Annotated in this window: 21 protein-coding genes; 8 read left to right on the top strand and 13 right to left on the bottom strand. The window is 46.6% G+C overall.

The features are described 5' to 3' along the window. The first annotated feature begins 99 nt into the window (after nucleotides 1-99). Nucleotides 100-993 carry an SDR family oxidoreductase gene (locus GO493_RS25675; protein WP_157309100.1) on the top strand — a complete coding sequence of 298 codons (894 nt, stop codon included), beginning with the start codon at nucleotides 100-102 and terminating at the stop codon, nucleotides 991-993. Here the strand turns inward: GO493_RS25675 and GO493_RS25680 are convergent. The 4 genes from GO493_RS25680 to GO493_RS25695 form a co-directional block, all read right to left on the bottom strand. Beyond that, complete coding sequence (locus tag GO493_RS25680) at nucleotides 990-1,994, bottom strand: HU domain-containing protein (RefSeq protein ID WP_157309101.1); 1,005 nt, start codon at nucleotides 1,992-1,994, stop codon at nucleotides 990-992. The two genes, GO493_RS25675 and GO493_RS25680, sit on opposite strands and share 4 nt — an antisense overlap. Nucleotides 1,995-2,106: 112 nt before the next feature. Continuing rightward, nucleotides 2,107-3,747 carry a TonB-dependent receptor gene (locus GO493_RS25685; RefSeq protein WP_157309102.1) on the bottom strand — a complete coding sequence of 547 codons (1,641 nt, stop codon included), beginning with the start codon at nucleotides 3,745-3,747 and terminating at the stop codon, nucleotides 2,107-2,109. Between the two features lie 22 nt (nucleotides 3,748-3,769). Then, the gene (locus GO493_RS25690; protein WP_157309103.1) at nucleotides 3,770-6,838 is read right to left on the bottom strand and encodes a tetratricopeptide repeat protein; all 3,069 of its coding nucleotides are present in this window, start codon (nucleotides 6,836-6,838) and stop codon (nucleotides 3,770-3,772) included. Between the two features lie 209 nt (nucleotides 6,839-7,047). Then, a complete protein-coding gene (locus tag GO493_RS25695) occupies nucleotides 7,048-8,130 on the bottom strand; it encodes a PDDEXK nuclease domain-containing protein (protein WP_157309104.1) in 1,083 nt (360 codons plus the stop codon). 204 nt (nucleotides 8,131-8,334) lie between these two features. On the opposite strand from GO493_RS25695, the gene GO493_RS25700 reads away from it, so the two are divergent. The 4 genes from GO493_RS25700 to GO493_RS25715 are packed head-to-tail and all read left to right on the top strand — an operon-like array spanning nucleotide 8,335 to nucleotide 11,901. Further along, a complete protein-coding gene (locus GO493_RS25700; protein WP_157309105.1) occupies nucleotides 8,335-8,742 on the top strand; it encodes a DoxX family protein in 408 nt (135 codons plus the stop codon). A gap of 47 nt (nucleotides 8,743-8,789) precedes the next feature. Then, the gene (locus tag GO493_RS25705) at nucleotides 8,790-9,212 is read left to right on the top strand and encodes an acyl-CoA thioesterase (RefSeq protein ID WP_157309106.1); all 423 of its coding nucleotides are present in this window, start codon (nucleotides 8,790-8,792) and stop codon (nucleotides 9,210-9,212) included. 1 nt (nucleotide 9,213) lies between these two features. After that, complete coding sequence (locus tag GO493_RS25710) at nucleotides 9,214-10,470, top strand: CinA family nicotinamide mononucleotide deamidase-related protein (RefSeq protein WP_157309107.1); 1,257 nt, start codon at nucleotides 9,214-9,216, stop codon at nucleotides 10,468-10,470. A gap of 42 nt (nucleotides 10,471-10,512) precedes the next feature. After that, a complete protein-coding gene (locus GO493_RS25715; RefSeq protein WP_157309108.1) occupies nucleotides 10,513-11,901 on the top strand; it encodes a dihydrolipoamide acetyltransferase family protein in 1,389 nt (462 codons plus the stop codon). 181 nt (nucleotides 11,902-12,082) lie between these two features. Here the strand turns inward: GO493_RS25715 and GO493_RS25720 are convergent, their stop codons facing one another. After that, nucleotides 12,083-12,406, bottom strand: coding sequence for an RNA recognition motif domain-containing protein (locus tag GO493_RS25720; RefSeq protein ID WP_157309109.1), 324 nt, complete (start codon nucleotides 12,404-12,406; stop codon nucleotides 12,083-12,085). A 190-nt stretch (nucleotides 12,407-12,596) separates the two neighbouring features. Between GO493_RS25720 and GO493_RS25725 the strand changes: the two genes are divergently transcribed. Next, on the top strand, nucleotides 12,597-13,316 hold the full coding sequence (locus tag GO493_RS25725) for an HAD family hydrolase (RefSeq protein WP_157309110.1): 720 nt from the start codon (nucleotides 12,597-12,599) through the stop codon (nucleotides 13,314-13,316). Between the two features lie 4 nt (nucleotides 13,317-13,320). Here the strand turns inward: GO493_RS25725 and GO493_RS25730 are convergent, their stop codons facing one another. The 8 genes from GO493_RS25730 to GO493_RS25765 all read right to left on the bottom strand — a co-directional run bounded on the left by GO493_RS25730 (nucleotide 13,321) and on the right by GO493_RS25765 (nucleotide 22,383). Beyond that, on the bottom strand, nucleotides 13,321-13,935 hold the full coding sequence (locus tag GO493_RS25730) for a DUF4230 domain-containing protein (RefSeq protein WP_157309111.1): 615 nt from the start codon (nucleotides 13,933-13,935) through the stop codon (nucleotides 13,321-13,323). 30 nt (nucleotides 13,936-13,965) lie between these two features. Further along, nucleotides 13,966-14,478: a cupin domain-containing protein gene (locus tag GO493_RS25735; RefSeq protein WP_232539076.1), complete on the bottom strand. Its 513-nt coding sequence runs from the start codon at nucleotides 14,476-14,478 to the stop codon at nucleotides 13,966-13,968. 94 nt (nucleotides 14,479-14,572) lie between these two features. Beyond that, nucleotides 14,573-15,412 carry a DUF6597 domain-containing transcriptional factor gene (locus GO493_RS25740; protein ID WP_157309113.1) on the bottom strand — a complete coding sequence of 280 codons (840 nt, stop codon included), beginning with the start codon at nucleotides 15,410-15,412 and terminating at the stop codon, nucleotides 14,573-14,575. 326 nt (nucleotides 15,413-15,738) lie between these two features. Beyond that, on the bottom strand, nucleotides 15,739-18,480 hold the full coding sequence (locus GO493_RS25745) for an alpha/beta hydrolase family protein (RefSeq protein WP_232539082.1): 2,742 nt from the start codon (nucleotides 18,478-18,480) through the stop codon (nucleotides 15,739-15,741). Nucleotides 18,481-18,542: 62 nt separating this feature from the next. Then, complete coding sequence (locus tag GO493_RS25750; RefSeq protein ID WP_157309114.1) at nucleotides 18,543-19,424, bottom strand: DMT family transporter; 882 nt, start codon at nucleotides 19,422-19,424, stop codon at nucleotides 18,543-18,545. Nucleotides 19,425-19,431: 7 nt separating this feature from the next. Next, the gene (locus tag GO493_RS25755; RefSeq protein ID WP_157309115.1) at nucleotides 19,432-20,178 is read right to left on the bottom strand and encodes a polyprenol monophosphomannose synthase; all 747 of its coding nucleotides are present in this window, start codon (nucleotides 20,176-20,178) and stop codon (nucleotides 19,432-19,434) included. Nucleotides 20,179-20,247: 69 nt separating this feature from the next. Continuing rightward, nucleotides 20,248-21,021, bottom strand: coding sequence for a 3'-5' exonuclease (locus GO493_RS25760; protein WP_157309116.1), 774 nt, complete (start codon nucleotides 21,019-21,021; stop codon nucleotides 20,248-20,250). A gap of 9 nt (nucleotides 21,022-21,030) precedes the next feature. Continuing rightward, on the bottom strand, nucleotides 21,031-22,383 hold the full coding sequence (locus GO493_RS25765) for a UDP-N-acetylmuramate--L-alanine ligase (RefSeq protein WP_157309117.1): 1,353 nt from the start codon (nucleotides 22,381-22,383) through the stop codon (nucleotides 21,031-21,033). A 332-nt stretch (nucleotides 22,384-22,715) separates the two neighbouring features. Here GO493_RS25765 and ytxJ point away from each other — a divergent pair, with 332 nt between their 5' ends. Both ytxJ and GO493_RS25775 read left to right on the top strand, forming a co-directional pair. Beyond that, nucleotides 22,716-23,045, top strand: coding sequence for a bacillithiol system redox-active protein YtxJ (ytxJ, locus tag GO493_RS25770; RefSeq protein ID WP_157309118.1), 330 nt, complete (start codon nucleotides 22,716-22,718; stop codon nucleotides 23,043-23,045). A 101-nt stretch (nucleotides 23,046-23,146) separates the two neighbouring features. Further along, on the top strand, nucleotides 23,147-23,713 hold the full coding sequence (locus GO493_RS25775; RefSeq protein WP_157309119.1) for a UbiX family flavin prenyltransferase: 567 nt from the start codon (nucleotides 23,147-23,149) through the stop codon (nucleotides 23,711-23,713). Nucleotides 23,714-23,738 lie beyond the last annotated feature (25 nt).

Genomic DNA, 23,738 nt, shown 5'->3' on the forward strand with positions numbered 1-23,738 from the left:
TATATCTGATAAGTACCAGCACTCATACTGGTATCCGTGAACGATATTACATCAGCTATGTGCTATGGTCTATTCATATAAAATCAGTAATTTAATGTTATGAAGGTATTAATAACAGGAAGTAATGGATTACTTGGCCAGCACCTTATTCCGGTTTTTCTGGAAGACAGCCGTTATGAGGTGATAGCTACCGGAAGGGGACCAAACCGTTTGCCGGTCCAGACTGGCTATACTTACGAAGCCACTAACCTGCGTGATGCCACCAGCGTACAGCACCTCCTGGATAAACATAAACCGGATGTGCTGATACATGCAGCGGCCATGACACAGGTAGATGATTGCGAAAGGAACAAAGATGCCTGCTGGGACACCAATGTAAGCGCTACACGTTACCTGGTACATGCAGCGGAAAAACATGGCACATTCTTTATCTTCCTTTCCACAGACTTTGTATTTGACGGACTTGAAGGCCCCTATTCAGAAGAAGCCACAGTCAATCCCATCAGCTATTATGGCTCCAGCAAAGTAGCAGCAGAACATATGGTCAGGAACAGCAAACTGCCCTGGGCCATTGTACGTACTGTACTTGTTTATGGAGTAGCAGCAGACCCCAAGCGCAGCAACATCATTACCTGGGTAAAAAGTAACCTGGAACAGGGTAAGAAGCTCAAGGTAGTAGATGATCAGTGGCGTACCCCAACACTGGTACAGGACCTCGCAGCTGGCTGTAAGCTGGTGGCAGATAAGAAGGCGTCCGGGACATTCCACATCTCAGGCAATGAAACGCTTACCCCATATCAAATGGCCGTTCAAACCGCCGGATACTTCAAACTGAACACACAGTTATTGGAAAAGGTAGATGCAAAAAGCTTTACTCAGCCTGCAAAACGTCCGGCCAGGACAGGTTTTATCATTGATAAGGCTGTGCAGGAGCTGGGTTACAAGCCCCATAATTTTGCGGAAGGATTAGAGATCGTTGCGAAAGAGATCTAGTTGTTCCTGAGCTCCAGAAAAACTCTCGGTATTTTATATGTTTTTATAACAGCTTCTTTGGTAGCTGCGGTGTCCTTTGCCGGTGTCTGGAAAGGTACGCCCAGTTTTACTGTACTGGAGTCTGCGCTGTATCTGATCACGATCTCATTCTGTTTCCATGAGAGTCTTTTCTTATACATGTCTTCACCTTTCTTACGGTTCTCGTATGTCTGAATGATCACATCATAATTTAATACACGCAGGCTGTCCGGCGTAGTATCAGCTGCTGCAATGGTATCTGCAGTTGCGGGAGCCTGCCTGGCGGCCGGAGTATCTGTTACAGCGGCTGTCCTGGTACTGTCAGCGGGAATAGCCGTTGCTTTTTCTCTTTTACTTACAGTATACCATACTGCTACGGCTGTCAGTACAGAAAGAACCGGCACTGCCACCCACAGCCAGCGGAGTGGGGAAGGCATTTCCTCAGGGTACTCAGGATAGTCAGTATCCGGACCTGCATTTACAGGGGATGGTGGCTGAATAGCGGAAGACGCAGCAGTATGATCTACCACCTGCTTGTTCACCATTTCCCTGGTACCTACAGTTACTTTATGTGAGGCGTCCGGACGGATCACCGGCGTTACATGCAATATATCCCTTGTCAGTACCGGAGGCTCCTGTTCAAAAGACAGCCTGCCCACCGCATCTGCCTTCAGCTTACCTACACCCGGTATCTCGAATGGCTGGCCTTTCTTCAGTAAAGCCCTCAGATCTTCCAGGTACTTATCTCTTTTCATCTGGGCAATGGAAGAAACCAGGTGCTCTTTCTGAGCTATCCATTCCGTCAGGTTACCATCATCAGTCAGTGTTTCATCAAAAGTAACAGTCTCTCCGGGTGGTTCAATGGTCTTATTGGTCACATCGTAACGGGCCGGGGTGTAATTAAGCCTGAAAACACCAATTTGGGGCAGACAGCATGTTTGCTGTCTGAATAAAGTGTCCTGTATAAATTGCTGTAGTACCAAGTATATTAAATGTTCCTATTATATAATGAAGCTGTTCAACAAACCAGGGACCCTGTACTAAACATATAATGTTTAATATAGGGTCCCTGATTGAATGTGCAATGGTACGATTTTAAAATTTAATCATCACTCCCCCGAGGATATTGAATCCGTAAGTGGGGTATCCGTACCAGCGTTGATATTTTGAATTGAACAGATTATTAGCATTCACCCACAATCCAAAATTCTTGCCAATATCGTAGCTGGCGCCTGCATTCATGTCCCAGGCGCTTTTAGTTTTCCCGAAATCGTTGGCTACCTGGTAATAGCTCCTGCCCAGGAAGTACAGGTTGGCATTCAGATGCAGCTTTTTGGCAATGGTATATTGTGCAAAGGCATCTGCCTGGAAGGGTATCAGCCCCCATGGCTGAGCCTCCGTTTTCTGTTTGGTATAATTGAACCAATCCAGGGAAACGCGCATCTGGAACTTCTCTTCCTGGATATATCCTACTTCCGCATGCAGGTTAAATGCCTTTAACTCTGCTTCGTTCTTTGTATAGAAGGTTTTGCCATCGAGGCTGTCATTGACGAACAGCGGCAGATTGTACCAGGTAACGGCGGCAAACTTGGTATTGTAGTTAAAGTGGCTGCCCAGCGTACCTTTAATACCGGTATACTTTTCTTCTACCCTGGTATTCAGGATCCCGCTGCCATAGCTGCCTATGAAAGGATTCTGGTTAGCCAGGTTGCGGTAGCTGTTCTTATTGATGTAAGAGATCCAGCCGCTGCTTAATATTACTTTTTTATAGATGATGTGAGACTCGTTCACGATGTCCGGCAGCAGGTAGAACTTACTGTTGGTCCAGGTAGGATTTACGCCTGCATGCAGTACAAACCGGGGTTTGATGATCTCCAGGGCAGGGTGGATAGCTACTACGTTGTTGTTGATCTGTTCATTATCATCCTCTTTAAAGGAAGACAGGTCAAAGATACCTTCTGCTCTCAGGTAAACATCTTCAAACAGCTGTTTGGAAACCGGTACCTTGAAGATAGCCGTAGGTTCTTTTCTCTTATAGGAGTCGCTGAAATAAATGAATTTGGCAGAAGGTTCAAATTTGAATGCCCAGTCATTCAGGGGCCTGTTCTTCACACCTACCTGTGCGGTGAACTGGCTGAAGGCCTGTTTTACCTGGCTTTTGTCGTATTCATATACTACATGGTCATAGCCGTAATAGTGTACCTGGTTACGGTCATAGCCTATGCTGCCGTTCACTTCCAGTATGGGAGTAAAGTAAGTGCCGGAGGCCAGAACATTCAGTGCGCTGTAGTCCTGGTTCTTGATATCTCCTTTGGAGGAGGTGTAATTGGCGTACAGGCCGAAATTATATTTTTCATGCCTGCCGGTACCAAATCCCGCCTGGATAAGCGGAGTGTTATAGTTACCATAGCCGGCTTTGATGAAGTTGTTCTGAAGGGCAGCCAGGGAATCTTTTCCTAATGCCAGTGGTTTCAGGGGAACGGGCTGGTACATGAAGTACAGGTTCAGCGCCGGCACCTGGTACTGCAGCCTGGGGCGGGTGGTGTCAAAACCTGGCAGGGATGCTGTCAGGTTCAGTTTTGCCGCATCACGCAGTTTAGGGCGGTAATTGGAAATGATGTCTATGGTTTCCTGTTTCAGGTCCTGGGCCTGCGCCTGCTGCTGCAAAAGTACTCCTGCTGCGCTGCAGCCTGCTACTGCCATAAACCGGTGAATATGTTTGATATACGCGTTCATGCTGTCGTAATTCGGAAATTATTTACTTGGATTTGATCTTGGAGGCTGCCTTTTCCTCTGCTTCGGCTTTTGCCAGTTTTTCTCTGGCTTCCTGTTTCAGCTCGGCTATCTGGCAATTCTCTGCAATGCTCTGGAAGGTGGCTTTTGCATTGAAATAGTCCTTCTGGCGCGCGTAGATATCACCCAGCAGGATATAAGCCTTGGCTACCCATAATTCATATCCTGGTGTGTTCTTGATCACATCGAAACCGGCTTTCTCAGCTTCTGCCAGGTCATTCTTCTGGAACAGGCAATAAGCGATGTTATACCGTGCTTCGGCGCCTATTTCGGATTTGGTAAGCCCTGCAGCGATCTTATGTTCTTTGATAGCTTCATCATACTGCCCCTGTTCCTGCTCTGCGCGGCCCAGGTAAGCATGGCCTATGATCTGGTCGTCTGTACTGATATTGGCGCTGGACAACAGTATTTCAGCGTAGTTGGCCACTTCATCCCAGCGTTTCAGCTGGTAGTTGCTGCGCAGCAATCCGCGTGTGGCGGTAAATGTATTCTCTTTTGTAGTAGAGAGGTCCTGCAGCTGCAGATAGTAGGTGCGGGCCTTCTCGTAGTTCTTTACCTGGTAGTAGTTGATATTGGCTGCCTGTTGTGCGGCACGTTCAGCGTACAGGCTGTTGTTCTTTGACAACACGAACTCATATCCGGGTAATGCCCCGGTATAGTCTTTATTGTTATAGGCACATTCTGATCTGTAGAATTGTGCTGGTAATACGAATTGCCCGTTCGGGAATTTCTGCAGGTAACTGTTGAAGGCTGTAGTGGCGCCGGCACAGTCGCCATTGCTGAATTTATTTTCAGCAGCGGCATAGCTCAGGGAATCCTCTGCAGAAACGCTTACTGTCTGGCCGGTAGATTTCAGCAGGGCTACATAAGCGTCAGTTTTGCCCTGGCTTACATAGATATCTTTTACAGCTGCCAGTGCTTCGTCGGCTTCGGGTGAGTTAGGGAACTTCTCTACAACCTGGCGGTAATAGGAGATGGCCCTTTCTTCGTCATCCTTATTGAAATAGCAAAGGCCCAGCTTAAGTAATGCTCTGGGGGCGCTTGGACCGTTGGGCTGTTTTTTCAGCACGCTTTCCAGGTAAGGAATGGCTTCATTATATTTTTCATCTGCCAGGTAGGTATTGGCAATTTCCAGGTCAGCATCGTTACCAAAGCCGGAAGACGGGTATTTGTTGCCCAGTTGTTTTAGCAGATTTACTTTTTCGTTCGTTTTACCCTGTATGCCCAGGATGATACTTTTCTGGTAAGTGGCATAGTCGGCACCGGGCTCATTGTTGCTGATGATCTTATCATAGAGGACCAGTGCCTTTGTGTAGTCTTTCAGCATATAGTAACAGTCGGCGCTGCGCAGGGTGGCATCATTGATAATACGGCCGGCGTTGGGACCATTGGTACGTTGTGCTGCTTCAAAGTGCTGCAGGGCGCGGGTATAATCCTCTTTTTTTAACAGGCTGTATCCCATGTTGTAGCTGGCGGTCTGGGCATTGGCCTCTCCGGAGGAAGGTACACCACCTGTCAGGTAAGCATTCAGGTGGGAGATGGCATCGTCGGTTCTGTTCTGGCGCATGGCTATTTCTGCTTTCCAGAAGTGTGCCAGCTGGGAAATATTTTTATCGTAAGGATTTTTCAGGGAGACGTCCAGCAGGCGGTCTGCTTCAGCCAGTTGCTGGTCGTTCACCAGTTCTGTGGCTCTGCCGTAAGACACTTTCTGGTAGGCCTTCAGTACTGTAGGATTTTTCTCAGGGATCATTTCTATGATGCTGAGAGCGTCCCTGTAGTTGTTGGTGTTCATGAGCAGGTTTACCAGGATCTCGCGGGCTTCTTTGGTATAAGCTGACTGGGGATAGGCGCTTACAAAGCTGGTCAGCTCTGTGATGGCGGCATCCTGGTAGCCCAGTTCATATGACAGTTTACCGTAGTTAAAGCGGGATATCTCCTGTTGCTGTGCATTAGTACTGTTACGGGCACAGAAGGCAAAGGCGTTGCGGGCGTTGGCTTTCTGATTGGTGCGGAGGTAGCAGTCGCCCAGCAGGTACATGGAATTCTGTCCGAGGGAATCTTTCTCGCTGCTCAGTTGTTTAAAGCCGTTGATGGCTTTAGCGAAATTACCTGTCTGATAGTAGCTGTAGGAAAGCTGGTAAATATCTTCTTTCCTTACTTCGTCTGCATTATCATTGAATTCCTGGAGATAGGGGAGTGCTTTCTGATATTCTTTTCTTTCAAAATAGGCCTGACCGAGAAGCTGTTTCATTTCAGCTTCGTAGTACATACCGCCTTTTTTTACCAGTGGCTCTGCGTAATTGATCAGCTGATCGCGTTTACCCTGGAAGTAGTATATCTCAGCGATATAATAAGGAACGATGTTGCTGTATTTAGGTTCGTTCACAACACGCTGGAAGCTGACGAGGGCATCATTGTACTGGCGGTTGTAATAAGCAATGAAGCCGTAGTAATAATTGGCCGGCATGTAGTATTTGCCGTTAATTTCCCTGATGGAGCCAAAGAGCGGCTGTGCTTTACTGAAGTCTTTTACATTAAAGTAGCAATAGGCCAGTTCAAACTTTGCTTCTGCAATTTCGCTGTTCGAAAGGTTCTCTATATTAGCTTTTTCATACAGGGGAATGGCCTCTTTCAGCTTATTCTGGTGAAAATAGTATTTGGCCAGCTGGTAGCTTACCAATTGCTCCCTTGCATTGTTGTTATAGCCTGCCAGGAACTCCGTTGCCAGTCTTTCAGCGTTAGCCTGCCCCAGTTTCAGCGCACATACTGTATAATAATATTGTGCATCGGTCCTGACAAGGCTGCGGCTGGTTTCCTGGAAATAGCTGATATTATCCAGTGTTTGCCGGAACAGCTGCATGGCTACAGCATATTTCTCCTGCTGGAAAAGTTGCTGGGCATCTTTGAAAACTTTATCCGGCTCCGTATAGATACGGGTTTGCTGTGCTTCAGCTGCCGGTGCTGCCAGTATACAGTACGTAGCCAGGAAGAAGTAAAAATGTCCGGAAACAAGAATCTTTCTTATGAATTGCATGCTTTTAACCTGTTATTACTTGAATATGCGTTTAAAACGGATCCGGGATGGAAATATTTTCCATTCAGAATCAATAAAATATTGCTTTGAGGGAAACAAAAACAGGGACAAATATAATTATTGCTTTTAATTCAGCGGCACTGACATTAACCCGGCAGGAACTGCTGATCTGTACCAGACGTGGAAGTTTTCTTGTATGCCGGTCAGGTCTATAATAATTTTACGAGATCGTCCGGAGAAGGTAAAACGTCCTTCATGGACTGTGGCACCTTTGTGGTTAATTTATATGTTGCCACACCCATAGCTTTATCCATAGACTTAAACGCATATTCTACCTGTGTGTTATCTTTCTCCCTGCATAAAATGATCCCGATTGCAGGATTTTCTCCCGGCTGTCGTTCCTGGTCATCCAGTACATTCAGGTAAAAATTAAGGTGGCCGGCATGTTCCGGTCTGAATTTCTCTTTCTTTAATTCAAAGACCACCAGGCATCTGAGTATCCTGTTATAGAAAAGAAGATCAATAAAGAACTCTTCTCCCCCCACTGTTAAACGATATTGATTCCCGATAAAAGCAAAACCCTTGCCAAGCCTCATAATGAACTGTTTGATATTCGTCACTATTTCATTTTCAAGGTCTGCTTCGTAAGTGGGATCTGAATTGATAAAATCCAGCAGATATTCATCTTTAAAGGCATCAGTGGCCTGTTTATGAAGGGAGAAGGGTAAGGCGTCGTTGAAATTATTGGGCAGTTTACCTTTGTGGCTGTACAGGTCTGCTTCCATATGGTATTCCAGTGTTCTGTACGACCATTGATGCTGAGCTGCCTGCTGCATATAGAACCAGCGGGCAGAGAGGTCTTTTACCTTCAATAGTGTAAAATGATGTGTAAATCCCAGGCTGGTAAATACCTCCAGGAAGGAATGGATACTCAGTTCTGCCAAAACAGGAAAGTTGCTTTTTAAGTCAGATGCCCCTAATTGGTTCGGCGGTGCCGAACCAATTAAAACACTCTGGAAATCTGCATAGGTTTCATAGAATTGCCTCATTTTTTTAAGATTTTCGGCAGAAAACCCTCTTAACCCCGGCCATTCTTTCTGCAGGTCTGCAGATATAGCCTTGAGGATCTTAGCACCCCATCCCGCCGCTGTTATTCTCTCCAGCAGCATCTTCCCAACAGAATAATAGAGCAATAATTGCTCCCTGTTAGCCAGCCGGGCAGCATTGTACCGGCTTCTCAGTATATTGTCTTTTAATGCTGCAATAAGTTTCAGATATTCCTGGTTTTGCATGCCCGCAAACATAACAGAACAAAACAGAAACCAATCATACCATTCTGTTCATCTGCTATCCGTATGTTCATCTTCACCACTGTCAGTTTTACCGTCATAATTCTTATAAAAAAATAAGTTTACTTTTGACCCGAACAAACCGGCTAAACGATCTTTACAGGATGTTTTGCCGGATTATTTTTGCCGTCAAACTTTTAAAATTCTATGAGCAAACTATTTTCTTCCCGCGTAAACAATGGGGCGCTTAACTTCTCCCTGCTGATCTTACGTGTGGCCACAGGAGCCCTTATGTTCCTGCATGGCTGGGGTAAGCTGAACAAATTTTCAGAAATGAAAGGCGGTTTCCCTGACCCTCTGCATATAGGCAGCCTGGCATCCCTATCTCTTACCATATTTGCAGAAGCTTTTTGCTCTGTTTTACTGATACTTGGCCTGCTTACCAGGCTGGCCACCATTCCGCTGATCATTTGCATGGGCGTAGCTATATTCATTATACATGGCCATGACCCGGTAGAAAAGAAAGAACTGGCTATTCTTTACATAGCAGCTTTCATCGCAATATTATTTACAGGTCCTGGTAAGTTCAGCCTTGACAAAGTGATTGGAAAATAAAAATTACCGGATGCCTGTTGTCAGGCATCCGGCCTTAAGAGGACAATATGTTTACACAAACAACGCAGATCCGGGTGCGTTACGGAGAAACGGATCAGATGGGATATCTCTACTACGGCAACTATGCACTCTATTATGAAGTAGGCCGTGCAGAAGCTATCCGGACACTGGGCTTCACCTATGCGGAGCTGGAAAAGCAAGGCATCATCATGCCGGTGGCAGAACTAAATTCAAAATATTTACGCCCGGCATATTACGATGACCTCATAACAGTAAAGACTATATTGAAGGAATTGCCGGTAGATCATAAGATCAGGTTCCATTCCGAACTATATAATGAAAAAGGAGAGTTACTGAATATAGGAGTAACCACACTGGTATTCCTGCATGCAGATACCAGACTCCGCTATGGTATGCCACCTGTTCTGATGGAGAGACTGGCGCCTTTCTTTGAGAAAAGTCCGCAATAACATGACAACACAGCCGAAAAAGGTATTGGTCAGCATCGTCACTATCGGGGATGAGCTGCTGATCGGTCAGACGATAGATACAAACTCAGCCTGGATGGCGCAGCAGCTGAATGCAATGGGAATATGGGTGCATCGTCGTATAGCCATCGGAGACGTAAGGGAAGCCATTATCGATGCCCTGGAAAAAGAAGGGGCAGTATCGGATATCATCCTGATAACGGGGGGATTAGGGCCCACGGCAGATGACATTACCAAGCCGGTACTATGCGAATATTTCGGAGGAACACTGGTAAGGGACGAAGTCACTTACAACATGGTCATGGAATTCTTTGAAAGCAGGAACCTGCCCCGGCTTCAAAGGAACGTTGACCAGTCACTGGTTCCCGATGTAGCCACTGTACTGCATAACATCAGGGGAACAGCACCGGGCATGTGGTTTGAGAAAGATGGTAAGATATATGTATCTATGCCCGGAGTACCTCATGAAATGAAAGGTATCATGCAGGACCATGTAATGCCCCGGCTGCAGACGTTTTTCGATACTCCTGCAGTTGTGCATCAAACCCTGCTGACCTCAGGAATGGGGGAATCTTTCATTGCAGAGCGGCTGACAGACTTTGAAGCCAATCTGCCGTCAGGTATCAAACTGGCTTACCTGCCGTCTTACGGTTTGCTGAAGCTCCGGCTGACAGCCTTCGGGCAGGACGGGCAATCTACAGCCGCTGCTTTATCCGTTTATTTTCAGCAGTTGAAAGATCTGCTGCCAGACATCAGCGTATATGACGAAGATGTTTCTTTAGCGGAAGTACTGGGGCGATTGCTGACAGCAAAACATAAGACAATGGGCACGGCGGAAAGCTGCACGGGGGGATATATAGCACATAGCATTACCCAGATACCGGGAAGCTCTGCCTGGTATAAGGGCAGTGTGGTCAGTTATGCGAATGAAATTAAAACCAATCTGTTAGGGGTGAAGCAGACCACCTTACAGGCAAATGGGGCAGTCAGCGAAGCAGTGGTAAGAGAAATGGCGATGGGCGCCCTGCAACAGCTGAAAACCGATTATATTATTGCCGTATCCGGTATTATGGGACCCGATGGAGGTACTCCGGAGAAGCCCGTAGGCACCGTCTGGATTGCAGCCGGAAGCGCTGAAAAACTGGTGACAGTGAAATTTCAGTTACGTTTCGGCCGGATGAATAATATACAAATGACAGCAACTTATGCAATGAATGAATTGAGGAAGTTGATAGTATAAACCTTACTTTTGTTTCCGTACCAAAAAGCTAAACACAATTTTATGGCCATTGTAGAACTGGTAATGCCCAAAATGGGGGAAAGTATTATGGAAGCCACCATATTACGCTGGCACAAAAAGGCAGGAGATCAGGTAAAAGCTGATGAAACCGTGCTGGAAATTGCTACAGACAAGGTGGATAGCGAAGTACCTTCTATTGCAGATGGGATAATTACCGAGGTACTCTACGCAGAGAACGATGTGGTACCTGTAGGTACCGTCATAGCACGAATCAACACTAATGTGGATGCCGGTGTTACTGAATCGCCGGTTGTATCTTCGGAAGAGCAGGCGCCTGTTGCCGTAGAAGAAGAGACATCCGCATACCGGCATGAAGCTGCCGGAGCACCGTATGAGGCACAGTTTGTGACCGGCGGTGCAAGGTTTTACTCCCCGCTTGTGCTCACTATTGCACAACAGGAAGGGATCAGCTTTGCAGAACTGGAAAAAATACCTGGTACCGGCAATGAAGGCAGGGTTACCAAGAAAGATATATTGAACTTTGTGGCTAACAGAGGTAAAGGAGCAGCTCCTGCACCTGCTGAAGCCGCAACGATACCCATACAGGAAGAACAACCTGCTGCCCGCCCTGTAGTAACACAGCCGGCAGCTACTGCTACTGCCGCACCGGTCGCCAAAGCAGTTAACACACAGCCGGTTACCAGTGTTAACAGCTATGGCGGGAATGTAGAGATCATCGAAATGGACCGTATGCGTAAGCTGATAGCTGAACATATGGTACGCAGCAAACATACCAGTCCGCATGTGACCAGCTTTGCTGAAGCTGATGTTACCAACATGGTGAAATGGCGTGACCAGATTAAAAAAGACTTTGAGAAAAGGGAAGGGGAGAAGATCACTTTCACTCCGCTCTTTATTGAAGCGTTGGTAAGATGTATCAAGAAATTCCCGCTGGTGAACTGTTCCCTGGACGGAGATAAGATCATCCTGAAAAAAGATATCAATGTTGGTATGGCCACTGCATTGCCCAGCGGTAACCTGATTGTTCCGGTGATCCGCAATGCAGATATGCTGAACCTGGTAGGCCTTACCCGTCAGGTGAACTATCTGGCCAACGCTGCCCGTGAAAACAGGCTGAAACCTGATGATACCCAGAACGGTACCATCACCCTGACCAACGTAGGTACATTTGGCAGCCTTGCCGGAACACCTATTATTAACCAGCCGCAGGTAGCTATCCTGGCGGTGGGCGCCATTAAGAAACGCCCCGTAGTAATAGAGACCCCGCATGGAGACACTATTGCCATCCGTCATATGATGTACCTGTCGCTTTCCTACGATCATCGTATTGTAGACGGGGCGCTGGGTTCTACCTTCCTTAGTGCTGTAGCACAGGAACTGGAGAACTTTAATGGTGACAGGGAATACTGAAAAGATCAGTTATAAGATAAAGTAAAGCGCTCAGTACTTTTGGGTACTGAGCGCTTTGCTTTTAAGAATGAGCAGCTGACTCTTAATCAGCGGCTCCATTTAAGCCTATAAAAAAAGGCGTACCATTACTGATACACCCTTTTTTAAATGTCTTGACCGAAATAAGATTGGGCCAACAGAATTAATAACGGCCACGGCCTCCGCCGCCGCCGTATCCACCGCCGCCGCGATTAAATCCACCACCTCTTGAGTTATTATTCGGTTGTTTAGGTCTTGCTTCGTTAACCATTAATTGTTTGCCTTCGATTTCAGTACCATTCAAACTATCCATAGCCTTGCTACCTTCTTCCTGGTTGGGCATTTCCACGAAACCAAAGCCGCGTGAACGACCAGTCTCATGATCCTTGATAATTTTAGCGGAAGTAACTTCTCCAAATTCGCTAAATATCTGGTGAAGGTCTTCATCGTTCAACCTGTAGTGCAGGTTGGCTACGTAAATGTTCATGACTAAAAAATTAAAAAAATGAAAAATAATATTGAAGATAAACAAATAAGTTCAATAAATCCATCGCATGCGGAAATAATTTCAGAAACTAAACACAGGGGTAATATAGGAGGGATTTAACACCTATGTTTTATTGATCTTAGCCTTATTTTTCGTAAATTAAGAGTAGGTTCTATTAAATTTATTTGGTATGAGTAACTTGAGCGAAACGTGGTTTGCCGATGGTTATATCGACTTTGAGCAGAAAAAATATGCCTTACTCGCCTATCTGCAGCAGATAACCCGTTATTTCAATGAAAATAAGCTGTACCCGCAGCTGGGAGACGTTATCTTTCACTATAATAATCTCGTAGCTTTCAAAGAGAACAAACAATTCCTGCAGCAGCAATTCCCAAAACGGCTGACCGCCATCAACATGGAACGCCTGCAGCTGCTTTATGAACAGATGATCGCAGATGATGAGCTGATGCAGGAACTGGAAAGTATTATCCACTATGCCATTCACAAAATGAACGGCACTATCCGGGAAGGTACTGAGATATATGAATTTGTGGAATACAACCTGAATATCAGCCCTGTAGGCCTGATACCACTGGATACCCGGGAAGGTTATTTCTTTCTCTGCGATGGCCGTTACCAGGATACGATGGTATATGAATACAGGCTCAGTATCTTTGAACGGCATGACGAAAAATACCGGGGAATCCACACCCAGTACATTGATACATACGCCAAAAACCTGGTAGATTCCTGTGAGAATATCAAGATAAGTCTCATCAGACAGCGTAAGAAACTGCCCAATCCTGCCGTTTACAGGGTAGAGACCAACCTGGTATTTCCTGTCAATGAAACATTACTGCCCATTGCCAAACGGTGTCTGGTAAAATATATAGCCAATAATGCGGCCTGATCCATCAGTTTAATGAAGGGAACACGCTGTGGCCGAAAGTTATTTCCAGCTCATGATCATGTAAAAAAGGCTTGTAATACTCCTGTATGATCTTCTTCAGCTTTTCTTTGGACTGGTTGATGTAAAGTTTATTGTTCTCCAGCTGCTCACGGGAGGTCTGGTATAGTTTCTTCTGCACATCAGTATAGGTTTCATCATCCTGGAAAAGGAGCCATCCTTTCCGGTTGGAGGTTTCCATTTTATCTACTTTCAGCTCATAACTGAGCAGCTTAGGCTCTGGCAGGTTCACAGATATCTTTTTGTCTGAAACACTGATATGGAAATTCTTCTCATCTACATTTACCCCATATTTGGCCAGGTAGGGGATAGAGACCCATATCGTATTCTCAAGAAATGCTTTTTTCAGGTTACTTGCCCATGCACCATCATCTGTAATATTACTGCGTTTGATGTTAGCTACGCCTTCTACCTCAAGGCTGGCCAGCTCCGCTATCTCTTTGACTATCTGGTTGTTGGAAAGAATGCTCTGGTTTACGTTTTTGCTACCGAATTGTTTTCCAAGCCAGAAAACCAGTAAGACAAAGGAAAGAAAGAAAATGACAAGAAGGAATCTTTTCATAGCGGATAAAGTTGTGAATGGTTCAGTATTTTAATGTGTCAGTTCGCCTATCAATGCTCTGTGCTGCGGGTACAACGCCTGCAGTGCGTCTTTACCGGCCAGTTCAAAATCGGCGAAATCAAAGCCGGGAGCTACGGTACAGCCAACCAGTGCAAATCCGCCGGATGTTTCAACCCTGGACGCAAACCAGTTGCCGGCCTTTATCACTATCTGCGGCTGCTCTCCCAGGTGAATATTTAGTCCCAGTTTATGTACAGTAAGGTTGCCATCGGGAGCAATGTCGTAAATACACAGTGTATGTCCATCATAGAAATGCCACATTTCATCTGCAGCTATGCGGTGAAAGGCTGAAAACTCTCCCTGTTCCAGCAGAAAATAAATGCCGGTAGAGGCATTCCTGCTGCCCTGCATTCCGGAAGGCAGCTGTGATTTGGGGAAAAGCCAGTCTGAGCGGTAGGTTTCACGAAAGGCGCCGCCTTCCACATGTGACTGTAACTGAAGATGTTCCCGCCAATAAGAGGCGGTATGAGTAGGGTTGTGCATATCGCAAAGAAATAAAAATCGTGGGAAATGAAAAAGCCGTTCTGCGCGAAGCGGAACGGCCGTCTTATTTTTCATTTTTCTAATCGTTCGTTCTTTATGCTACTGCCACAGGCCGTACCTCTGGAGCCGGCATCTGTGCAATGGCTGTTTCCTGGTTCAATACAGGCGCCTCGCCTTTAAAGAACAGGAAGTCCTGTATGAACAGGGCCTGGCTATAGTAATCGTTCGTGGTGATAAAGGACTGCCATTCTTCCACATTCATCTTCTGCATATGACGCATGGCTTCCCTGAAACGGAGCATGCGGGCGTACAGCTGTGGCGGAATACCAACCACTTCCATAAACCTCCTTTCCAGGGTATGACGGGAAGTCTTGAACTTTTTAGATAGTCTTTCAATGCTGGTATTACCCTGGTGACGGCCAATATAATCGGCTATCACATCCACCTGTTTCAGATTGTAATTGTGTTCTTCCAGTATGGTATTGAATGCCTTATCCAGTATAGCTGGTATATTGGCGCTTTCTTCATTGCCTGCCAGCTGAGCAGCCAGTTGCTGCCAGTTTTCACAATTTTCGCAATTTTGCTTCAGCAGGTCCCTGAAATAATTATTGAAAGCAGACATATCCAGTCCCGCCAGCCTGTAACAACCATACGCATTCAGCTGTATAACAGTCATTTTTACCGGACCTTTTACCCTGATCTGATGATGGCAGGTAAAATGTCCAACTACAGCGGCAGCAGGCAAGGTAAAGGAAGCATGCTGTGCAGGCTGAAATAACACTTCTCCTTCCTGGAGGAATACCATGTAAAGGTCTCCCAGGGAGAACAGGTTCTGAGGCAGGTTGATCAGTCCGGCAGTAGTTGTCTGTAAATGATAGTATTGCTTAACATAGGGAGCCAGCGTAGCGGCTGGGTGATAGATACGGAAATTCATAGGATCAGAGTATAAGGTTACCAGATATCCTCACATTCACAAAGCTGCAATTCAGGTCTTCAATTCAATACAAACTTAATAATTTGATTGTATATAAAAAAATATAATTTAATGGAGATGGTGGTGCAGAACAGGTACCGCAACACATACACTAAACATGCTTAAGACATGCTTTAAACATGCTTCAAACATGCTTGAAAGGTAGAGTTGAAGGGAAGGAAGTGTATACTAAACATGCTCAAAAGATCGGTTTCGCCTTCAGCGAAACCGATCTTTTGAGCGGTAGGGGCAGACTTTTGGTTTGCAAGAAATAATCGGAATCGATTTTACCAACCCCAGTTCCTTCCTTTTTCCGTAGCCGGCACACCACTCTCTATCCATTCCGGTGCGGGCGCCCCTTTCAGGAAATAGTCAAAGAACTGCTGTTCCCGGCGGGAAATATCCTTACGGTTCTGCCGCTGTATAAGGTTGTGCGCCTCATTATTGTAATTCAGCAGCCATACAGGTTTACCCAGACGGCGCAGACCGGTGAACAATTCTATGCCCTGGTACCAGGGAACTGCCCCATCTGCATCATTACTCATAATAGCCAGCGGAGTAGTAACATCAGGCAGGTAGAACAGGGGAGAGTTCTCTATATACAGCTCTGGTTTTTCCCATAGGGTAGCGCCAATACGGCTTTGGGAACGTTCATACTGGAACTGCCTGTTCATCCCGCTTTCCCAGCGTATGCCGCCATAGGCGCTGGTCATATTAGCTACAGGAGCGCCGGCCCAGGCAGCCTTGAACAATTTTGTCTTTGTAACCAGGTATGCTACCTGGTAGCCGCCCCAGCTCTGTCCCTGGATACCCATATTGGTACTGTCTGCCCAGGGATGGCGGGCTAATGCACGTGCGCCGCTTACAATATAGTCATATGCTCCTTTGCCGGGATGACCGGGTTCGTAGGTTACGTCAGGCACCAGCACGAGATACCCGCGACTTACAAAGAAGGGAATATTGAGACGGGAAGGAGTGGGGGATGGTGGCTGATAGCTATACAGGCCATCAGTCAGCTTTTCGTAGAAGTAAAGCAGCACAGGATATTTTTTGGTGCTGTCAAAATCTTCCGGCTTATAGAGGATACCTTCGGCGGGCTTACCGTTATAGGCGGTCCACTTGAAAAGCTCTACAGTGCCCCAGTTGTATTCCTTTTGCTGCGGATTGATATGACTTACCTGTACAGCTTTATCTGGCGAGGTGCCGGTATAAAGGTCGGGCGACAATACATAACTGGCTTTGGTAAATATCAGATTATCTGCTTCGTCGGCTTTTACCGGGTCTCCATATGTGTATGGTCCGAACACTACTTTCTGTGGCAGAGACTTTTTAGTACTGTTCACTGTATAGAAACCATTCTCTTTTGTGATCTCGCTATACGTTTCCAGCAGCATAGGCTGATTGGTTTTGAAGAAGCGTTCTTCCCTTGTCAGCTTAAGAGTGCGGAAGCGCAGTTGCTGTTGCCGGCCTGTTCCGCCAGTCAGCATCTGGGGAGCGATCTTACCGGTGGGATCTACTTTCCAGATATCATACCGGTCATAAATGAAGATGAACTCATCGTTGATCATCCAGCCGCCAGTGCCGTAAGGACCGGGCATATCAGGATGATCATCGTCTTCTTCAGCCATGGAAGCGGGGATGGAGGCAGTAATATTGCGGGTTGTATTGGTTTCGTTCTCGTAAGTATACCATTGTTTCTCTTTCAGGTTATACCAGGCAATGAAGCGGCCGGAAGGAGATATGTGACTGAGGCTGTCCAGGTCGGGCTGCACCATCCTCCGGTTACCATTCTCCAGGTTCACTGTATAGATCGTTTTCAGTGAATGACCTGTCCACTGCATGGGCAGGCGTTGTCCTTTATCAGTGTATCCCATGGCATAGGGGCAGTTCCCTTCATCTGCGATGGAAATATTCTCCATGTCTTTATCTGCCAGCTGGAGAACCCTTCCGGAAGCCGGATAATAGAGTGCCTGGTAACTTCTTTTCAGTTCTTTATCCAGGTTTTTAAGCTGCATAGGTTGCAGGTAATCGTCCTTGTAGTTCCAGATATCCACTTTTGCCACTTCAAAATCTATTATGCTGGTATCTTTCGGTGGTTGTATGGGAGCTGTTCCGAAGAAGAGGCGTTCACCATTACGGCTGAACCATACTTTTCCGTTTGGATTGACAGACCAGCCGGAGGGGATGCCGCTGGTATTCCTGGCTGCTGCGATGGTAGCGGTATCCTGGCCCATGCGGTAATAGCAGAGCTGATAGAACTGCTGGAGGGCTTTGGCGCTGTCGCGGGAGCTGTACCAGGCCGCCTGTTCGCCTTTTTCGTCGAAGGCCAGTTGTTTACGGTCGGCAGTACCCAGGCTGAGGGTATCTGTTTTACGGGTTGTTACATCCCATAGGAGCATGGCGCCGGTAGAGAGGGAATCTTTTTTATCTGCGATCACTTCTGCCAGCAGGCGGTTGCCTGGTTTGCTGAAGAGGTAGTTCTGTACATTACGGATGGTGTCCTGTAGTTTTTTGTCCAGCTGGCGGATAATGAGATGTCCGCTGGCAGTATCTGCTTTGGGCTTTTCTGCCAGGTAGGCTACCAGGCCACCTGCTTTCTCCGGTGTGCTGAAAGAGCGTACGGAAGGTATTTTCTCGATTTTGTTGTTGCCCAGGGTAATGATGCCGAGGGAGTCTTTCGGCATGTCTGCCACCTTTTTCTTCCTGATCTTTGCCTGTCTGATATCAGCGAATGGAGCTTTAATGAGGAACACAACATAGTGGTTGTCTTCAGTGATCACGGCGTTGTAGCCGCGGGGCACTGTCAGTTGTTGCTGTGTTCTGCTATTGTAAATAACCAGTGAAGCATCGCCTTCCTGTGGAGTGATGGTATAGGCGATCCATTGTCCGTTGTTGCTGATCGATTTGCTGCCGATGCTTTGCCAGCTGTCGTATACTGAATGGTCCAGTGGCTTTTTGGAGGGCAGCTGAGCATAAGTCAGAAGGGATAGGCCGGATAGAACGGCCGTCATACACATGATACGTTTCATAAGCGCCAAAATAATAATTCCCGGCGCAGGCTCATATGAAAATATGTATGAATGGCAAGCCTTTATGCCTTTGTGGTCCGCATATTCCGTGTTACACGTACCATCTGCAGTACTACAGACAGGAGGATGCAGGCCAGGCCTATATAGAAGGCGGCTGTCAGCTCACGGTTCTCATGGAAGAGAATGAAGGCCAGTATTATGCTGTAAACGGGTTCCAGGTTGAATGTAAGGTTTACGGTGAAGGCGGAAACCTTTGTCAGTGCATTCATCTGCAGCATATACAACCATACGGTGCAGGCCCATGCCAGGATAATGAGGCAGATCAGGTCTGAAGTGGCGGGCAAGCGCAGTGGTTGGGGGAAGAAGTGCAGGTACAGGGGCAGCATCAGGGTCAGGAAGAAAAAACCAACTGTCAGTTCGTAGAACGTGATGGTAGGGGTATCGAACCTGCTGATAAGCCTTTTATTAAAGATGGTGAACAGGGCGGCAAAGAGGGAGGATATTACACCAAGGATAATGCCTGTTCTGTATTGGGTATCAAAATGAAAGATGAGGAAGATGCCAAAGAGGGTGAGTCCGCTGAGCAACAGCTCTATTTTGTCCAGCCGGTAGCGGTTAATGAGCGGGTCCAGGCCGGCGGTGAAAAGACCGGTAAGGGCGAAGCAAACCACTCCTATGGAAACATTGGAATATTTGATGCTGGCATAAAAGAACAGCCAGTGGAGTACTATTACAATACCGGTAAGTCCTATCGGCACTATGTCTTTGAAAGGCAGCTTTTTCAGTATGCCTTTAAACCGGAAGAGAAAATACAGGATGATAACGGTGAAGAGAAGCCTGTACCACACAAGCATACCTTCGTTAAGGGTAATGAGCTTACCAAATATACCGGTAAAGCCTGCCAGGAAGACTGCCAGGTGTAATTGTATCAGTGCTTTTTTCATTTCGACGCTATTCGTTGTTTCTCACGCGTCTTTCATATTTGCGGAACAGGCTTTCCCACTGGATCTTCAGTACACCGAGGATACCTTCTTTAATGATCCCTTTGTTCATTTTGGAATAGCCTTCTTTACGATCTTTAAAAGTGATCGGCACTTCTTTTATGGTAAAGCCCAGTTTCCAGGCTGTAAACTTCATTTCTATCTGGAAAGCATAGCCTACAAAGCGGATGGCGTCCAGGTTGATGGCTTCCAGTACCTGTCTTTTATAGCATACGAACCCGGCGGTGGCGTCTTTTACGCGCATCCAGGTGACAAAACGTACGTATACGGAGGCTCCGTAGGAGAGTACTGCTCTGTCCCAAGGCCAGTTTTCTGTCCTGCCGCCTTTTACATAGCGGGAGCCTACAGATACATCTCCGCCTTCTCTGGCACAGGCGTTGTACAGCCTTACCAGGTCTGCCGGGTTGTGAGAAAAGTCAGCGTCCATCTCGAAAATGTAGCTGTATCCTTTTGCCAGTGCCCATTTAAAACCATGGATATAGGCGGTGCCTAACCCCTGTTTGCCGCTTCTTTCGGCCAGGAATAATTCCTGGGGATGCGCCTGTTGCAGCTGTTTTACTATATTACCTGTACCGTCGGGCGAACCATCGTCCACGATCAGGATATGAAAGTCTTGTTGCAGCGCAAACACCGCGTCAATGATGTTCCGGATGTTATCCTTCTCATTGTACGTGGGAATTATTACCAGCTTTTCCAATCTAGCAAATATTGTTTTAGGAGTGCGAAATTAGTGTAATCGCTAAATAAAGTATGGTTTTTATAAATATTAAATCTTTTTTAACATCATACTGTGGTATATTTCTGTTAGTTTCTGCTTGGTATTAAGCGGAAAATCAGCTTTCATCATCCAATCATAATATTGAGGCTCGATCTTAAGTACTTCCCTTACAGCCCTGCCTTTATATTTCCCAAAATTGAATACTTCTGTACCATTCTGCATGACCATACGACGTGCAAAGTCCACATATTCATCTTCTTTGGTGAATTCTGCCAGTGGTGCTACCTCAGCCTGCAGTTGTTCATAGCGGCTCAGCTGTGCTTCCAGGATCTCGTAGGTAGCCAGTGCGTCTGCTTCTGCGCTGTGTGCATTCTCCAGGTTTTTATCGCAATAGAACTTGTAAGCGGCGCTTAGGGTACGTTTTTCCATCAGGTGGAAGATCTTCTGTACATCTATGAACTGCCGGCCTTTTACGTCAAACTCCAGTCCTGCGCGGAGAAATTCTTCTACCAGCAGGGGGATGTCGAAGCGGTTGGAATTATAACCGGCAACGTCACAATTTTCCATGAACTGGCGCAGTTCGTTGGCGGCCTGTTTGAATGTAGGGCAGTCTTTTATGTCTTCATCGCTGATCCCATGAATTGCTGTGCTGGAAGGCGGAATAGGAATGCCGGGATGAATGCGTTTTACTTTTGAAATGACGCTTTTATCCGGCATGACTTTAATGATAGCAATTTCAATAATACGGTCCGTAGCCACGTTGGTACCGGTCGTCTCCAGATCAATAACGGCCAGGGGCCTTTTCAGTTGCAAAGAGGGCATGTCGAAATTTTATAGATACTTTTTCAGCGAATTTACATCCAATCCTTCATAATCGCCCGAACTCATGAGCAACAGGTTGGTATTATCATAGTTTTGTTTGTCCAGGAAGTCCTGCAGCTGTTCTTTTTTATTGAGAATGTGCAGGTCTGTACGTCCAAATCCCTGGGCCACCAGTTCAGGGGCCAGTTCGGGCATTCTCTTGATTTCCAGGGCATGTTTGCTGTAGAAAACCACGGGAATGTCTGCCTGGTCCATCGCTCCCTGGTACTGCACCATGAAGCTGGCATTGAGGCTGCTATAGGTGTGCAATTCCAGTACTGCTACCAGTTTACGTGTGGGATATTGTTCCCGCAGGGCGTCTATGGTAGCTTTTACCTTGGAAGGGGCATGAGCAAAGTCCCGGTAAATGGCGCAATGGTCATTTTTTCCTACCAGTTCCAGCCTTTTGGCGGCGCCTTTGAAGGTGGAGATGGCTGCCAGAAAGGCTTCATCACTGATTCCCAGTTCGTTACATACCAGGCGGGCAGCGTGCATGTTCAGCAGGTTATGTTCCCCGAAAACTTCCAGGGCTGCCTGGTGGTTGCCGAAGGTAACAGTGGTGGTACCGTTGATGATCTGGTGAGGGGGCACGTTATAAGGCAGCAGTCTGAGGTGCAGGCCTTCCGCTTTTACCAGTTTTTCCAGTTCCGGATCTGTTGTATTGTAAATGAGCGTATGGCCGGCTTTCATTGTGCGGATGAAGATGGCAAACTGCTCAAGATAGTTGTCGTATGTGGGGAAAACGTTGATATGGTCCCAGGCTATTCCTGTAAGCACGGCAATATCCGGGTGCAGGAAGTGGAATTTAGGGCGTTTTTCTATTACGGACGCCGGGTATTCATCGCCTTCACAGACAATGAGGGGGGCGTCGGTAATGTTGACAGACTGGGAAAATCCTGCCAGCCTGGCGCCTACGAGGTAGTCAAACGCAGTTCCCGCCTGTTGCAGTACATGCATGATCATAGCGGTGGTAGTGGTTTTTCCGTGACTACCGCCTATCACAACACGTTTTTTCTGCAGGCTTTCCTGGTAAATATATTCAGGGAAGGAGTAGATCTTCAGGCCCAGGTCTTTTGCTTTGATCAGCTCGGGGTTGTCTGCCCGGGCGTGCATACCCAGTATGACAGCGTCCAGGTCTGCGTTGATACGGTGATCGTCCCAGCCCAGGGTGTCCGGAAGAATACCGGCTTGTTTTAAGTTAGTGAGAGCCGGTTCAAAGATCTCATCGTCACTGCCGGTCACCTGGTAACCCTTAATTTTCAGTGCTATTGCGAGCTGGTGCATTACACTGCCGCCGATAGCAATAAAATGTACTTTAGCCATAATATTAAAACAGATGACTGCGTTTTATCGTTATATTTATGTTATACGGGAAAAAGGAATGATATTATAGATAAAAACTTTAATATAAATTTTATATTTGCAAAGTAACGTCACAAATGACGAACAAAAAAGTGATATCACCACTTCCCTATGAAATTTCATTTAACACTTAAACATCCCTTTATGCAAGCATCTTATCTTAAAGTTTTGGGCGGCGCCTGTGTATTTTTTATCTTTGCAGCTTTGCTAACATCCTGTGCATCACAGAACAAGCTCGGCTGTCCGATGAAGATTGGCAAGGTGACGCACGGGGCAAACACGAAAGATTGTTAATGAATTGGATACCACTTACAACCGAAGCACAGTTATCGCAAATTAAAGAAACATCGGCAGATAGTCCGGTGATCATATTTAAGCATAGCACGCGTTGTTCTATCAGCGCAATGGCTAAGGCCAGGCTGGAAAGGGCGGGCACGCCGGAAAATATTTCCTTCTACTACCTGGACCTGCTGCGTTTCAGGGACTTATCAAACAAAATCGAAGCAGCTTACAATGTGCCGCATGAATCGCCACAGGTGCTGCTGATCCGTAACGGGGAATGTGTATATGACGAAAGCCACAGCGGTATTCGTATGGAAGAGATCCTGGAGAATGCCAATTAACGGATGATTTACGGCAAATAGTGACTATTTATCCAAAGAATTTAGTACCGGCCTATGGCCGGTATTTTTTTTGACCTAGCTTTGCAGCAATCAGAAGATCAATGAAACATCGTATAGTAGTGGCAGTGACAGGAGCCAGCGGCTCTATTTACGCAAGGCAGTTGCTCAGCAAACTGCAGGCAGCGGCTGCCCAGACGGAGGAGATAGCACTGGTGATGACGGGAAATGCCAGAACAGTATGGGAAACAGAGCTGGGTACGAAGGACTACGAACAATTGCCTTTTAAAACATATACACAGCAGGATTTTCATGCTCCTTTTGCTTCGGGGTCAGGAAGGTTCGATACTATGATCATATGTCCCTGTTCTATGGGGACATTAGGGCGTATTGCTACAGGTATCTCCAATGACCTGATCACCAGGGCGGCAGATGTAGTGCTGAAGGAGCGGCGCAGACTGATATGTGTAGTGAGGGAAACGCCCTATAACCTGATGCATGTAAAGAATATGCTGGCTGTGACAGAAGCAGGAGGGATTATCTGTCCGGCTACACCTTCTTTTTACAGCCGTCCACAAACGATAGAAGAAGTGGCAGCGACAGTAGTGGACAGGGTGCTTGACCTGGCTGGAATTGAACAGGACACGTTCCGGTGGGGAGGAGAACTGTAACAGATCGTTTCAATTTTTGAGAGAT

Origin of the sequence: Chitinophaga tropicalis, from assembly GCF_009758205.1 — a bacterium.
GTDB classification, from domain to species: Bacteria; Bacteroidota; Bacteroidia; order Chitinophagales; family Chitinophagaceae; genus Chitinophaga; species Chitinophaga tropicalis.